Origin of the sequence: Aliivibrio sp. S10_S31 (assembly GCF_014694495.1) — a bacterium.
Classification (GTDB): Bacteria; Pseudomonadota; Gammaproteobacteria; order Enterobacterales; family Vibrionaceae; genus Aliivibrio; species Aliivibrio fischeri.
Genome location: NZ_JAAUWR010000012.1, coordinates 79904 through 96106, shown reverse-complemented (window position 1 = coordinate 96106; position 16203 = coordinate 79904). Strand labels below are relative to the sequence as shown.

13 protein-coding genes are annotated in these 16203 nt (G+C 35.4%); 2 read left to right on the top strand and 11 right to left on the bottom strand.

Going from position 1 to position 16203, the window contains the following annotated elements; translation table 11 throughout:
* Positions 1-371: 371 nt before the first annotated feature.
* Positions 372-1643: a mechanosensitive ion channel family protein gene (locus tag HC728_RS11975; RefSeq protein WP_054775793.1), complete on the bottom strand. Its 1272-nt coding sequence runs from the start codon at positions 1641-1643 to the stop codon at positions 372-374.
* A gap of 259 nt (positions 1644-1902) precedes the next feature.
* On the opposite strand from HC728_RS11975, the gene HC728_RS11970 reads away from it, so the two are divergent.
* Positions 1903-2463 (top strand): HdeD family acid-resistance protein, encoded by a 561-nt coding sequence (locus HC728_RS11970; protein ID WP_065597372.1) that lies wholly within the window; start codon positions 1903-1905, stop codon positions 2461-2463.
* Positions 2464-2643: 180 nt separating this feature from the next.
* Here HC728_RS11970 and HC728_RS11965 read toward each other — a convergent pair whose 3' ends face one another.
* From HC728_RS11965 to HC728_RS11925, 9 genes are all read right to left on the bottom strand, one after another.
* Positions 2644-4038, bottom strand: coding sequence for a fructose-specific PTS transporter subunit EIIC (locus HC728_RS11965; RefSeq protein WP_054775521.1), 1395 nt, complete (start codon positions 4036-4038; stop codon positions 2644-2646).
* A 17-nt stretch (positions 4039-4055) separates the two neighbouring features.
* Positions 4056-4487 (bottom strand): PTS sugar transporter subunit IIA, encoded by a 432-nt coding sequence (locus tag HC728_RS11960; RefSeq protein WP_005422382.1) that lies wholly within the window; start codon positions 4485-4487, stop codon positions 4056-4058.
* Positions 4488-4767: 280 nt separating this feature from the next.
* Positions 4768-6453, bottom strand: coding sequence for a GGDEF domain-containing protein (locus HC728_RS11955; protein ID WP_190395531.1), 1686 nt, complete (start codon positions 6451-6453; stop codon positions 4768-4770).
* Positions 6454-6670: 217 nt separating this feature from the next.
* Positions 6671-7567, bottom strand: a complete 897-nt coding sequence (locus HC728_RS11950) for a histone deacetylase (RefSeq protein ID WP_065622627.1) — start codon at positions 7565-7567, stop codon at positions 6671-6673.
* Positions 7568-7641: 74 nt separating this feature from the next.
* Positions 7642-8958 (bottom strand): branched-chain amino acid transport system II carrier protein, encoded by a 1317-nt coding sequence (gene brnQ / locus HC728_RS11945; RefSeq protein ID WP_190395530.1) that lies wholly within the window; start codon positions 8956-8958, stop codon positions 7642-7644.
* A 363-nt stretch (positions 8959-9321) separates the two neighbouring features.
* On the bottom strand, positions 9322-9669 hold the full coding sequence (locus tag HC728_RS11940; protein WP_011263244.1) for a RidA family protein: 348 nt from the start codon (positions 9667-9669) through the stop codon (positions 9322-9324).
* A gap of 80 nt (positions 9670-9749) precedes the next feature.
* A complete protein-coding gene (locus tag HC728_RS11935; RefSeq protein ID WP_065597375.1) occupies positions 9750-10142 on the bottom strand; it encodes an ACT domain-containing protein in 393 nt (130 codons plus the stop codon).
* 74 nt (positions 10143-10216) lie between these two features.
* Positions 10217-11725, bottom strand: a complete 1509-nt coding sequence (locus HC728_RS11930; RefSeq protein WP_065597376.1) for a sodium:alanine symporter family protein — start codon at positions 11723-11725, stop codon at positions 10217-10219.
* 257 nt (positions 11726-11982) lie between these two features.
* Entirely contained in the window at positions 11983-12315 is a 333-nt protein-coding gene (locus tag HC728_RS11925; protein ID WP_065597377.1) for a tRNA-binding protein, read from the bottom strand.
* Between the two features lie 130 nt (positions 12316-12445).
* On the opposite strand from HC728_RS11925, the gene HC728_RS11920 reads away from it, so the two are divergent.
* Positions 12446-13444: a substrate-binding domain-containing protein gene (locus tag HC728_RS11920; RefSeq protein WP_065597378.1), complete on the top strand. Its 999-nt coding sequence runs from the start codon at positions 12446-12448 to the stop codon at positions 13442-13444.
* A 24-nt stretch (positions 13445-13468) separates the two neighbouring features.
* Here the strand turns inward: HC728_RS11920 and HC728_RS11915 are convergent, their stop codons facing one another.
* Positions 13469-16063 (bottom strand): ATP-binding protein, encoded by a 2595-nt coding sequence (locus HC728_RS11915; RefSeq protein WP_065597379.1) that lies wholly within the window; start codon positions 16061-16063, stop codon positions 13469-13471.
* Positions 16064-16203: the final 140 nt, after the last annotated feature.

Genomic DNA, 16203 nt, shown 5'->3' with positions numbered 1-16203 from the left:
CCATTTAATGATGTCTATTTTTTGGTTCATTGCTAAACCAGACAGTTATGCAACAATTCAAAAACAAGATAAACGATAACTAAAAACAAACAGAATCAAACGTTAACAAAAACACAATAAAAAGTAAATCATCAATAGATCATATTGATAATTAAAGGTAAAGAAGAAGTACAGCTAATGTGTCTAAATATTTTCTTAGTATTTTTTTAACCTTTTTTTAGTTTTAAATACGAAACTTTCGTATGCGAACGATGAAAGATTAACCAATTAGAAACAATTTATGCTGGATGCATGGATATAATGAATACGAGAATTATCAAAAAACAACTTGATAGATAAAATGCCAGTTAGTCACTAGCATTTATTCATAATTAATTGTGAAGGTTTGTAGAGGAAAGAGCTAAAGCATCATGTCCACTTAACGCTTGATATGGACGCAAACCAAATAACGGCATAATAGAATATATATGATCAAAAATATCGGCTTGAACACTTTCATAAAACACCCAATCCGTGTTATTGGTAAATGCATAAATCTGCAGTGGGAGACCTTCAGCAGTTGGTTCTAACTGACGAACCATAAATAGCATATATGGATGAATATCTTTATGTGTTCGTAAATAAGCGGCTAAATATGCACGGAAAATACCGATATTGGTCATCTGACGCGTATTACCCAGATGTGGGATATCATCTAACTCATCATTAAAGGTTTTAATTTCTTTTGATTTCTCAAACAAATACTCTCTAAGGATTCGAATATCTTTTAATGATTCAATTTCATCATCGGTCATAAAACGAATTGAATTTACATCAATGTTTAGCGCTCGTTTAATGCGTCTGCCACCTGAATCTGACATGCCTTGCCAGTTAATAAACGCATTTTGCACCAAGGCATAAGCAGGCAGCATACTAACTGTATTATCAAAATTACGGACTTTAACCGTTGTTAATGAAATCTCCTCAACGGTACCATTTGCTTTATACGCATCCATTTCTATCCAATCGTTTAGCGTAATCATCCGATTAGCCGAGAGCTGTATGCCTGCGACAAAACCTAAAATGGTATCTTTAAACACCAACATGACAAAACCAGTTGCTACCCCTAACCCACTAAGGAATATTACAGGGGACTCATTAGCAAGAATTGACATCGACACAACCAAACCCACTAAAAAGGTAAACAGTTTAGTTAATTGAACAAAACTCTTTATTGGCATTCGTCGAGTAATACCTTTGACATTAGCGACATCATTAAGTGCATCTAATAGAGCAAATACCATCCTTATAAAGATAACTAAAATTGAAATACTCAGTAGTTTATCTGCGATAGCTGAAAGTAATTCATAATGTCCAAGAGCAAGGGGAATAAATAGATCCAACACCATCATTGGTACAAAGAGTGTCAATTTCTCTAATACCTTATATTTAGAAAAACTCTGAGATAAAGGCTCATTTGTACGATGAAGTACATTTTTAATAGTACGAACAATAATATGATGAGTAATAAGGTGACTTATCGCTGCAATCCCAATAACAACTAGAACAAATACGATCGTCAGTTCCATGCCATAAGGATCACTATTGATACCTAACGCATTTAATTTACCTGCAATATAATTACGAAAATGATGTTCTAACAAATTATCACCTTTACTACATACGTCTGCTAAAAAATGAGTTTAAGCTCTTGATCTATTTCTACAAGAACTATTTTAGTATAGGTCTAGTTCATAAAATAAACATCGTCTGCATCCTTACTTCATTTACGTTCTATTCTTATTCAATCAGACTAAATTTTATACATTATGACTAAATATGAAAACTAAGTTTGTATCGTGATCAATATCACATTTATCAACTACACTACTGATGTCTCATTTATTTAACTCAGAGGTTAAAATGAAAAATCAAACACCAAGTCAGGCTTTAATTTCAAAAAGTTGGAAATATTTTATTGCTGTAGGCCTAATAGTTACGCTAGCAGGTTTAGGAGCGACGAGCCTACCAGTAATGGCTGGTGTAACCATCTCGACATTAATTGGTATTGTATTGTTAATCACAGGTTTAGTTCAGGTATACCATACGTTTCGTATTCACGCATGGAAAGAAAAGTTATGGTATGTATTAAGTGCTTTATTTTATATTGTTGGTGCTTTATTTATTCTCTTTAAGCCACTAGAAGGCCTTATGACCATTACTACTATCATGGTTGTAGTTATGATATTTAATGGCTTAACACGTATGATTTTCGGATTTACCAATAAAAATCTACCTGGTAGCGGCATGGTTATATTGAGTGGATTACTTTCTGTTGCTATTGGTGGGTATTTCTTCTTCCTTTTAGATAACCCTGAGTTCTCGTTATCACTATTAGGCACTTTTGTTGGTGTATCACTAATATTTGAAGGAATGAGTTTTCTTTTTATCGGTTTACGAATCAGAAAAGCGTTAAAAGCATAGAAATACGGTTCTAATCAGATTGTTGATCAGCATTTGAACTACATAACTTAAAAGATATAGCCTGTATTCTTATAATACGGGCTTTTTATTGTAAATAACAAAAAAGCCTCTTGGGGGATAAGAGGCTTTTAATTAGGAGATTTTATTCAGAGAAGATGGTTAATCTCTTCTGTTTTTCTATTAACCCTGAATCAGAGTTAACGCATTCTTCATTGCTTCTTTCGTTGAACATTCAACTTGGCGAATGTTAGCGAAGCGGTCAGCTTCTTTTACTGGAATATCATGAGCAAGAATGATGAACTTAGCGTTTGCTACATCTTTTGCTGTCAGTTTATTCACTAAACCGTTAGAGCCTTGAGTTTCAACTTTAATCTTGATACCAGCTGCCGCACCTGCTTTTTCTAGTGCTTTTGCTGCCATGAATGTGTGTGCTACACCTGAAGGACAACAAGTTACAGCTAACACATCGTATTCACCTTCACCTGCAACAGGCGCAGCTGTTGGTGCTTGAACTGGAGCAGCTGTTGTTAATTCCGCTTCTTCTTCAACAACTGGTTTCCAGAAACCTACGATTAATGCTGTTGTTAATGAACCTAGAGCAATACCGACAACATACATTGGAATGTTGCTAGATACAGGCGCTGTAATTAAACCACCCCATGGAGCATGAAGTAATACGTCAGTTAAGAAACCAAACACACAACCAACCATACCACCAATTACGATAGATGGTAAAACACGTACTGGATCGTTTGCTGCGAATGGAATTGCACCTTCAGAGATACCAATTGAGCCCATGATAGCTGCTGCTTTACCTGCTTCTTGCTCTTCTTTAGAGAATTTCTTCTTAAATAAGAATGTTGCAAGCGCCATACCTAGTGGTGGAGTACAAATCGCGATACCAACGCCGCCCATTAACCATGGTTGTGTGTTTACTTGTGTTTGAGCAAATAGTGTTGCTACTTTGTTGATTGGGCCACCCATATCGAACGCCGTCATACCACCAAGAATCGCACCTAAAACCGCTTTAGAAGAACCTGCCATTGATGCTAGGAATTCATTCATGCCAACCATGAAAGAAGAGATAGCAGCACCTAAGCCCCACATTACGATACCAGCAGATACTAATGTACCAACTAGAGGATAGATAAAGTACACACCTAACGCACTTAAATGAGCAGGAATAGGAAGTTTCTTAAGTTGAAGAACCACACCACCAGCAATGAAACCGGCAACGATACAACCAAGGAAACCACCACCTAAATCAGCCATAATGCCTGATGCAATAAATGCAGGCGCTAATGCTGGTTTATCTGCAATTGAGTAACCAATAAAACCACCAAGAATGATTGGAAAAAGAACCAACCCTTTAATCGCAATGGTTGAAATATCCGCTAAGATACCTGTATCAGGAACCGCACCTTTACCTGTAGCCATTACCGCTAAAGCTAACAGAACCCCACCAGCAACCACGAATGGAAGCATGTGAGAAGTACCAAAAAGTAAGTGTCCTTTTAATTTTGATAGTGTTTGTTTCCAATCACTTTGATTATGCGTTGCAGTCATCGTTGACATAAAAGTAATCCTAAAAGTTAGTTAGTCAATAGATCTAAAATTTGTTGCTTAGTTGTCGCTTTTTGCATATCTGCAATCAGGTCATCACCAAACTTTTCAAATAACGCTTGTAGTGCATAAATGTGGTGATCGCCGCTTTCCGGTGAGGCAATCATAAAAAATACGCTTGGCTGTTCATCATCAGCTTGATATTCAATAGGCTCTTTAGATACCCCAACCGCAATTGCAGGTGTGATAACTGACGGGCTTTTGGCGTGCGGATAAGCAATACCCATGTCACTAGTTACACATTGTGATTCACGTGTATAAATATCAGTTAAGAAATTTTCTTTATTATTAATGCGACCATTTTGAAGCAGTGTTTCAGCAAGTTCAGAAAAAACACCATCTTTTGTAGTTGATTTTAAATCCAATGTAATTAAGTCGGTATTAACTAATGATGTAATCATTTTTATTTCCTACGCTCATGTTTGAGCTAATATTTTAAAAACATAAAACCATTACATTTCAAAAGGTTAACTTAGATAGCAGTTCAACTTTAAATGCATTGGGTTTCATTCGATGAGGAAATAATATGAATAAATGACGCGGTTGGTAAGTTGATATTTCAAGCATTTACTGGACTTTTGTACCCTCAGATCCAAAGTGTGAGTTCAGTAACAATTACGCATATAAAAAAGCCGCTAACTCAAATTAGCGGCTAAATCAGTGGGAATAATTGATAATAATTTAATAAATACTGTCGTTCAAAATAACATTTTTGCTTGTTCGCTTTGCGTTATAAAGCAGTTCATCCGCTAATTTATAGGTATTTTTCTCTTTACCTGAGAAACTCAACCCACCGCTAATTGTTACTTTAAGATCATGATTCCACAGTAAGCTCTCAACACTTCTACGTATATCTTCAGCCAACTCAATACAATCTAGAGGCTCAACCAAAGTAAAAAGAACAACAAATTCTTCGCCGCCTATCCGGTAACATTTATGATGATTCCCAAGTATTAGAGCGATTTCACTTGCGACTTTTTCTAATACTTCATCCCCAACTTCATGACCAAAACTGTCATTAATTGCCTTAAATCCATCAATGTCTAAGATTAAAAACGCATGGTCCTTCTGTGCAATCCCCTCATAATCAATCATAAACTTTCTTCGGTTTAATGAACGAGTAAGTGGATCCGTATACGTCTCAATATTCAAATACTTTATTTTAACTATCATCATTAATAGTAATGATGAGATAAAAAGCAATATTACAAATGCAATTTTTAAAAATAACAACGATTGTTGATTTTCGTCATTCAAATGACTATTTTCACTTTGCTTTAATTTATTTGAAATTAAAAGATGATAACTAGCACTCTGTCTTTCATCACGTACCGCACTATATCTTTTATTTAAATGATAAAATTCAGTTGTATTATTCATTTTGAGGTAATAATCAAAAAGAGTTGAATAGACTAATTTTGTAAATCTTATTTGATTTGTTCTATCTGCTATTTTTAATAGTTCTTCTTTATTACTTTCAATCAATGAATAATTTTCATTTTTCAATGCTAATTTAAATTCAATTACCTTTATTAAAATATGCTTATCTAGTAATAAGTTAACTTTATCTTTCTCTAACTCTGATTGAGCAAGCGTTAAACACTGATTTGCTTTCTCGATCAAACCTATCTCATCATAGGCTTCAGCTCTCAGAGATAGCAAATATACATGATAATCACGCCAATCTTCTTCGTTGTATGCAGTTTGATATTGATCTACATTCTCAAGAAGACTCAATGCTTTTCTAGGTTTATTTATTGCTAATTTATTTTCAGCTAAACTTAATGTTGCTCTAGTTTTTAATTTTTTCCACTCATCTGAGGTATCTTTATATTGAATAGAGTTAATTATTTTATTAGCAAAATCATAACCTTTAAAATAAGTAATAATTAATGCTAAGCTAAATTCCCCAGTAGCAACTTTAAAGTCATCTCCACTTTCATGAGCAATGTCTATATATTTTAATGATGGGTCGATCATTCCATAAAGATCATTATCTTTATATCGTAATGTCGCTATTTTATCTAAAACTAATAATTGGGAGTCTTCATTTAAAGCACCATCTTGTAATGCGATATTTAAGATTGCTGTACCAATTTTAGCACCGTTAGAGCAATTAAGAATAGGTCGAATACTCTCAGCTATATCTTCAATATTATGTTGATATTCATTTTGACCAAAACGAGTGAACTCAGTAATAACTTGGCACTCTTGAGGAGTACATGATTTAGAGTAATCGATTAATTGCTGTTTATAATCAACACTTTTATCAGTAATTTGATGTGTATGAAGCGTTTCATTCACAACGAAAACAGTCGCGATAGAAGCAATCATTATCCCAACAATTAATAAAATTAATTTTTTCATTTTTAGGTATTTAAAAAAGAAAGGAGTATACGCTTTTATTTTTCCATAACAATACAAAAATAAAGAAAAAAACCATATGATAAAACGGACGCTTAAAAAGAAAATAAACCATTTAAATCATAAGGTTAACGAATAATATAATTTATTTCTTTTCAACCAACAACAGCCTACTTATCTCCTACAAAAACAGTGACAGTGTCACATGGTTCATTGAAGCTTAGCTGATAAATGCTCGTATCAATTGCAAGTGTGGTTCAACCAAATCATCATGATTACTTCGATAACCACCACCAACAACACAAGCAATAGGGATCCCCTTTTGTGTTGCAATACTTTTCATAAATCTATCTCGTTGGTATAGACCTTCTGTTGATACACTTAAATAACCCAATTCGTCATCAATATGAATATCTGCACCTGCATCATAAATAATAAGGTCAGGTTGATGATGATTAATTGCCATTTCAACAACTTGCTTAAAGGCCTCTAAAAATGCCTTATCTTGTGTGCCAATGGACAAAGGAACATCATAATCAGACATGGGTTTTCGCGCAGGAAAGTTTTTATCACAATGAAAAGAAAGCGTAATGATGTCATTTCTATCAGCACATAGTGTCGCGGTTCCATCTCCATGATGTACATCACTATCGATAATTAATACTTTATCTATGCTGTCTTGCTTTAATCCGTGCTGTGCTGCAATAACTAAATCATTTACTAAGCAAAAGCCGCTACCAAAATCATAATGAGCATGATGGTAGCCACCGCTTAAATGTATAGCACTACCACTCTCAATTGCCTTATCAACGGTTAGACAAGTACCAGAGGCTGACAGCAGTGTTCTCTCTATTAATGATTCGCTCCAAGGAAAACCAATACGTCGCATTTTTGCTGCAGGTAAAGTTCCTGTAATTAACGCATTTACATAGTTTTCTTCATGTACTTGTTTAAGTGCTTCAATAGATAACGGTATTGGTTCAAAACATCGATAAACCTCATCAGAATAATGAGATTGAATGGCTTGATACAAACGCTGATATTTTTGGATAGGATATCGATGTCCATCAGGCAGAGCCAACTGAGAATATATCGGATGATAAATTAACGCCAACATGTACGAAAAGATTCCTATTCTAAAACCAAAAGAGCAACCATTATGGCTGCTCTTTATCAATACACAAAATAATACTAATTATTTACTGCAACGTTCTTTATCATTGTTTTATTAAACAGCTTATGAACAAAAATAGTTATAAATACAGGCAATAACCAAGATGTATGTGATGAGAACAACGGTAGCCATTGTTCACAAAACGCAGTAATTCCCTCAGGTAACTTACCTAAAATATGTAAGGCATCAATCGTACCAAACAATGCTGCAATACATACGACTACAGTATGACTCATTGAAATCGTTGGTGTATTTGATGCCGATTTTTCAGGAATTAACACCATCGCAATAATCAATGAAATAGCAATAGGACACAAAATTAAAATAGCAGGTAAACTTACTTCAATAATCGTTTCTAAACCAAAGTTTGAAATGATCGCCGTTAGCACCATGATCACAGTAGCACTAACTTTGAATGTAACCCCGTAAGTATTTTTATAATACTCTGAATTCGCATTTGTTAGGCCGATAGTTGTCGTTAAACAAGCCATTAATGTAATTGCAGCTAATAGAATTTGACCTAACATACCAAATTCACCTGCTGCATAACGCGTTAAGATCTCACCACCATTGGTTGCACTTGGTGCAATTTCAGATGAGGTAGAACCCAAGTAGCCCATCGCTAAATAGCATAACGACATTAAAACAGAATAAATAACCGCAATACGAATAGTGTAATAAGAAATCGCTTTTTTATCTTCAATCCCTTTACTACGAATAGTTTGAATAATCACCCAACCAAACGCAACAGCAGCGATAGCATCTAATGTCATGTACCCCTGAATTAAACCATTCACAGCAGGAGCTTGTTGATATACTTCAATCGCTTGGCTTGGTTCCCCTAAAGGGTTTACTAATGCTGCAATAACCAATACCGCTAGCATAGCGATTAAAGCAGGAGTCATCACTTTACCAATATAATCGACTAACTTACCCGGTTTTAATGCTAACCACAGCGTTAATGCACAAAATAAAGCAGAAAAAACCATTAAGCCATTACCAGAATAGAAAGGTTTCACCCCCATTTCATAAGCAACAGTTACAGCTCGAGGTAATACAAATGCAGGACCTAAAGTGGTTAAAACTAAAAACCAAAATGAACGATCCATCCATTTAGGTAATAGCGCTGTTAATTTATCAGCAGAAGATAAACGTCCTAACACGACAAGTGTAAATGCAGGTAGACCAACGGCAGTAAGTAGAAAGCCAACAATAGCAATTAACCAGTTTTCACCTGCTTGTTGAGCCATTAATGGTGGATAAATTAGATTGCCAGCACCTAAAAACAAGGCGAAGGTCATAAAGCCAATAGCAGCGAGATCTCTTCTGTTCACACAACATACCTTATAAGTTTACTTGGTATCAGTTGGGCTAGAAGATATAAAAGGAGTGCTCTATCCGCCAGCCTAACTGACGAATAAAAAAGCCGCCAGTATCAGTGAATGACAACGACGACAGAGACAAGTGTATAAGCAATCTTGCTCGATTCTGCTTGATAAGCAGCCAGATTGTTTTTAATGTTCGTTAACATAAGTTATACACTCTATAAAATAATTGTTGTTAAACTAAATCAAAGCCCGAAGATTGTAAAGCATATTTATTGATAATAAGCATTTCATTATAAACAGGAGCAAACAACAACTGAATAAATCTGTATTTATGCCACTAAATAGTCTTCCTATTTAGCGACATAATCATTACTTCACTGCAGCAACGAATGCGATTTCAACTAGGTAATTAGGATCAGCAAGCTCTACTTTTAAACACGCACGGCTTGGAGCACACCCTTCTGGTAACCACTTTATCCATGCTTCATTAAATACGGCTAAATTAGCAAAATCAGTCACATAAATAGTAACCGATACCAAACGAGACTTATCACTATTTACACTTGCTAGCATCGCTTCAGCTTGAGCGAATACTTGCTCAGTTTGTCCTAGCATATCTGCCGTTTCATCTTCTGCTACTTCAACAAAATGAGCCATTTTATTAAATACTGTTACATCAGACCATTTTTCGCTTGGGTTAATACGTTGAATATCCATGTTTATACTTCTTGGTTAACAAACAAATGTGCCCTGATTTTACCATAGGCATTAGCAATGCCATATAAAATGTATAGTGATTATTCAATCTCTTTTAACGCTGATAATGCCAACTCAGCCTTGCTAGATGGAACAAAAATATGATCATGATAAAACGCAGCCACGACATTCGCACTTATCCCTTTTGATGCTAATTTAGTTGAAACAGCGGCAGTGAGGCTTACAGCATCTAAACTTGAATGAACCGTTAACGTTATTTGACGAAATACCCCATCAAATGGAATGTTTTCCTTAAGAGCAACGTCTTTCTCTAAAACTAACGTTAATCCTTCTTGCTCAACAAAAGTCCCGATAGGATTTAAGCTAATATATTCTTTCAGCTCCCCTTCCACACTACAAAACACATACTCTTGAGTTAATAGTTCTGGCTTCATTGTTCTAAGCAGTTCATCTAATTCAAAAATCCCCGACATCTTGTTCTCCATGCAAATTGCAATAAAAAATGCCGTTACATTAACGGCATTTTTCTTAGTTTAGATAACAATATTTATTTTTCTCTGGCTTTATTTTTGTTTCTTTCTAACTTTTGTTCCCAATACGTTGCACCTTTAATGCCTAATTTTACAGGATCAAACGTAAAACTCTTTACACCTTGTTTTTGCTGTTCTTCATAATCTTTTAGCGCTTTTAATGCAGGTTTTGACAAGAAGAAAATAATCAGAATACCGATGATATTTAGCCAAGCCATTACCCCAACACCGACATCACCCATAGCCCAAGCAAGATTCGCCGTTTTAATCGTTCCGTAGAATACTGCAGACATAATCACCACTTTAAGAACAAACATCATTCCGTCAATTTTTAATGTTCGACGTATATAAGCAATGTTCGTTTCGGCAATATAGTAATAAGCTAAAATTGTCGTGAATGCGAAAAAGAATAATGCAAAAGCAATAAAGATTTTACCGATACCAGGTAAAGTGCTTTCAATTGCCATTTGAGTGAACATAGGGCCATTTGCATCAATAGTTTCTGAAATATTTTGAACTAAGAAAACACCTTCTCCACTACCATGTACATTGTAAGCGCCGGTAATTAAAATCATAAATGCTGTAGCAGAACAAACGAGCAATGTATCAATGTAAATAGAGAATGACTGAACTAACCCTTGTTGTGCAGGATGCTCAACACTTGCCGCCGCAGCAGCATGTGGACCAGTACCTTGACCCGCTTCGTTTGAATAAACACCTCGCTTAACCCCCCAACCGATGGCTGCACCAAATCCTGCCATTGGTGTAAATGCATCACCAATGATCATTGCAAAAATCGCTGGAACTTCATTAATGTTCAGCAGAATAATGACAAACGCTAAGATAATATAAGCCAAAGCCATAAACGGGACGACAATTTGCGTGAAGTTGGCGATACGTTTCACTCCACCAAAAATGATGAAGCCAAGAATGATCGAAATAACTGCACCGGTGAAAATCTTAGCAAAACTGAATACGCCAAGCCCAGTATCAATCATGCTACCAGAGCCAAATGCGGTTTCGACTGCATTACCAATACTATTTGATTGAACTCCCGGGAGTAACACACCACAAGCAAAAATAGTTGCGATAGCAAAAATCCACGCATACCATTTTTGTCCCATTGCTTTCTCTATGTAATAAGCAGGACCACCACGGAACTGCCCTTCATCTTCTTCTTTATAGATTTGAGCAAGAGTGGATTCAGCATAAGCTGTCGCAGCACCTAGAAAGGCAACAACCCACATCCAAAATACTGCACCGGGGCCACCAAAGCCAATCGCTGCCGCAACACCTGCGATATTACCTGTACCCACTCGTCCAGACAGAGATACCGCTAATGCTTGAAATGAACTGATCCCTTTACTTGATTCTTTATTTGAAACTAACAAGCGACACATTTCTTTAAAATGTCGAACTTGAACAAACCGAGTCTGAATTGAATAAAACAGACCAGCACCCAAACATAAATAAATGAGAAATGGACTCCAAATAATCCCATTTAAAAAATCAACTACACCCTGCATAAAAATCCCTTTAATTGTAAGCGTTGGTATAAAATACAACCAACCATACACCGGAAATTAACAATAGGTTAACAATAAGAGCTTAAATAGAACAAAAGTGTGAAATGCAGCACTAAATAACAGAATAAATTGATTTAACAAATGAAAAATTCACTTCATATTTCAATACTGTATTTTTGTGCTGTAAAGGAGGATTAAAAGATGATTTTATTTAAAGCGCCATTATGTTTTCGTAATGGCACTTAATTTTAAAGGTATTAAACGATTTTTACTCCCGTCGACATCATGCGTTCAGGAGTCAGTAACACGCTTTCAGATTCATCATCCGTTTCAGCACATAACAACATGCATTCTGAAATTTCGCCACGCATTTTTGCTTTTGCTAAATTACAAAGCACTACAACTTGCTTATTCATAAGCTCTTCTTCTGTGTAATAAGGAACAAGGCTCGTTACCGTCTGTAAACTTCTCTCGCCTACATCAATTTGAACGATATATAATTTATCGGCATTTTCATGACGTTTTACTTCCGTGATCTTTCCTACACGAATATCTAATTTAGCAAAATCACCGTATGCTATTGTTTCCATTTTAATTTATCCTTACAATCAATTCATGATAACGTTTACAAAATCAATCCTATTGCATTAAGATAGAAAACAAAATAAAAGTTTACTAAAACTTTAACCAGATCAAATTAATAATAATTAAGGCATCATTATGGCAACCATTAAAGACGTAGCAAAAGAAGCTGGTGTATCTGTTGCCACCGTTTCTCGTGTAGTAAATAAATCACCTAAAGCAAGCAAAGCGGCAATAGAATCAGTCAATGCAGCAATGACCAAGCTTGGTTATCGACCCAATGCCAATGCTCGTGCTTTAGTGAGTAAAAGTACCAATACGATTGGTGTATTAGTCGCAGATGTCTCTGATCCATTTTTCGGATCTCTCATAAAAGCAGTAGATGCCGTTGCCAGAACCAACAATAAACACTTATTGATCGGCAATGGTTATCATAATGCTCAAGTCGAAAAAGAAGCCATTGAACTATTAATTAATAGCCGTTGTGAATCCCTAATTATCCATTCGAAGGGGTTAAGTGATGACGAACTCATTCAATTTGCAAAAGAAGTTCCCGGCTTAGTCATCATTAACCGTCACGTTCCTCAAATTGCACATCGATGTATATCCCTTGATAATCAATTAGGGTCAACACTTGCAACAGAGCATCTCATTGAAAATGGTCACCAACAACTAGCTTACATTAATTCAAACCAACAGATTGATGACAGCTTTGATCGAAAACTGGGATTTACTCAAGCCTTAAATAAACATCGATTACCCATTGATAATTCTTTAATAAGCGAAGGTGAGCCTACTGATGAAGGAGGTGAAAAAGCAATGACACAGTTAATTGAAACTAAGCAGCCATTCAGTGGTGTTGTTTGTTATAACGATTATATGGCTGCCGGAGCTATTGCCTCTCTTGAAAAAGCAGGAATTTCAGTACCAGATCAGGTTTCCATTGTTGGATTCGATAATGGTCTGATTGCTAAATACGTACACCCGAAATTAACGACCATTGATTACCCTATTAGTGAAATGGCCACACAAGCGGCACTGCTGTCCTTAGTTTTAGCAAAAGACGAAAAACCAGAAATAGAGAAAGAAGTGTATGCACCGACACTCATCAAACGTAATTCAGTACATACTCAATAAATATTAATGAAGCGTATTATTTAATTATGTATACGCTTCTAATTTCTCTAAAATCAATTCTTTTCTAAATGGTTTTGCTACGTAATCATCCATTCCCGATTGGTAGCATTTATCAATATCTTCAACGAAAACACTCGCTGTTAACGCAATAATAGGTAAGCGTTTCTTCTCTTGATTCTCTTCCCATTTCCTAATCGCTTCAGTAGCCGCAAATCCATCCATTATCGGCATCATGCAGTCCATTAAAACTAAACTATAGGGTGACGTTTTACTCATCACCATATCTAATGCTTCTTGTCCATTATTAGCTATTTCAACAGAAAAACCGGCTTTTTTAAGCAACAACGATGCAACTTTTTGATTAATCGCGTTATCTTCTACTACAAGAACCGTTTTTATTATCTCTAGATTATTCTTGTGGTTATGAGGTGAATCTATCATCTCACCATATTCAGAATCACCGTTTGTTTTTACTTCTGAAACAATCCCTTGATGCGATTGACTTGCAATAAACGCTTGTTTCATTACCTTATAAAAACGTTTACCAAATAATGGATAAGTAATGACACCTTCAATTGTACGTTCAAAATCCACCTTTTCATCTTGATGCTTTTTACAAATGATAATCGCTGGTCGATGCTTATATTCATTCATTTGCCTCACATGATTTAATGCTTCTGAAGAGGATTTTTGACAATAAATAACCACATCACTTTGACTGATTAGATCATCCTGAGACACAAAATTTTGAACAATTCGACTATTAATTCCCAACTTTTTACATTCCATCTCAAGCTGGGTCGCATAAAGCATATGATTACTCACAATGACACATGAGGACTGAGCATATTGCTCTAATCCTTTATGTGTAGGTTCAACCACCTCAACATCTAATATAAAATGAAATTTACTTCCAAATCCTTTTTCTGAATCCACTTTCAATTCACCGCCAAGCATTTCAACTAATTGACGACATATTGCCAGCCCTAGACCCGTCCCACCAAATTGACGAGTTATTGAGCTATCTTCTTGCGTAAACGGTTCAAAAATCTGTTCACACTTATCTTTACTGATCCCAATACCCGTATCTTTTACAGAGAAGAATAATAACCCTCTTCCATTTTCTTTCTGTTGATAATTAATGGACAAAATGACCGCACCATCCTGAGTAAATTTAACGGCATTAGACATTAAGTTCATCAGTATTTGGCGCAATCGATGCTCATCAAGCATTACGAGTTCAGGTAAATCATTAGCAAGGTCAATTTGTAGCGCTAAGCCTTTTTCTGTCGCTTTGCTCAAAATGACCGTCAGAGTATCGTAGGCAACTTCTTCGACATTCGATTCTTGAGGAACGATAACTAAATTCCCAGATTCTATTTTTGATAAATCAAGAATATCGTTAATCAATAAAAGCAGTGTTTGCGAAGAAGTATCAATAGTTTCAACATATTCTGATTGAACCGGAGTTAAATCGGTTTCAGTTAAGATGTCTGACATGCCAATAATGCCATTTAAAGGTGTTCGAATTTCATGAGACATGTTGGCTAAAAATGAACTTTTTGCTTTAGCTAATGCTTCTGCTTTTGACTTTTCAATTTCTAAGTATTCTGTCTCTTGATTAAAAGAGTAGATCAAATCAGCAATTTCATCTTTATAACCATAATTTATATCGATTTTTTCACTCGATTCTCTCTCATTTACTTGTTGTGAAATCAGGACTATTGGATTGATTAAACTACGATTAATAAAATAATAAGCTAAAATCACACAAGCCAATAAAATAGGCACAATCCCTAATTCAATATCAACAACCTGAGCGAAAGTCTCATCAGCTACAGTAAGAACTGAATTGACCACCTTGAGCTCCCAGCGAAGATCATCCATAAAGTGCTCTACAACATACATGCTTTTATTAACAGAAAATTTGTATTCTGCTATTGTGGTGTTTCCATCGTAGACAGATATCCCTAATTGATGCTTCTCCGCTTGAGATTCAATAACACCGATTAAACCTTTCAATGAAATATCAATGGTTGCCACACCAACAAATTGGTTATTCTTAAAGTAAGGTTGTGAAGCGGTGATCATTTTCTGCTTGGTAAAAGGATCAATGTAAACCTCAGACCATGAAATATTATGGCTACTATTTTCATGAGAAACCGATGTATACCATGACTCTTGTTGATAAGGCGTGTTGCTAGGAATGTTGTAATCGTTAACAGAGGTAGTTTTCCCTCGTTCATCACGAGAATAAAAAATGCTAGCTAATTGTTTGGATGATACCAATGTATTGGGTTCTGGCCAAATACCACCACTAATAATAATATCGTCGCTCTCTTTGAAAACAGAATAAGTCATATCTTCAAGAACATCGATAGAGTAACCGCTTGCCGCCACCCCAACAAGTGCATGCAATGTGGAAAGAGAATGATTAAGTGGATCCTCTATTTCCCTAGCTAAAAGTTGAGTTCGTAAATTAAGATTGTTTTCAAGATTTTCACGAATAGGAGGTTCAACAACATAATAAGTAATACTGCCAATAACCGTAATTAAAAAACAAACATAACAAGCTAAAGCGAGAATGCTCTTTTTCTTTAATGACATATTATTATTCATAAAAAACCTAGCACTTTATTTGTAGATATAATTATTAACTATAATCGTCTTAAGTACTTTGTCGTAAAATAACTCAGCTAAGTTTGATCTTACCCTCATTAATTATTCAAAGAATATGGTCCATATTTACATCTTTATAC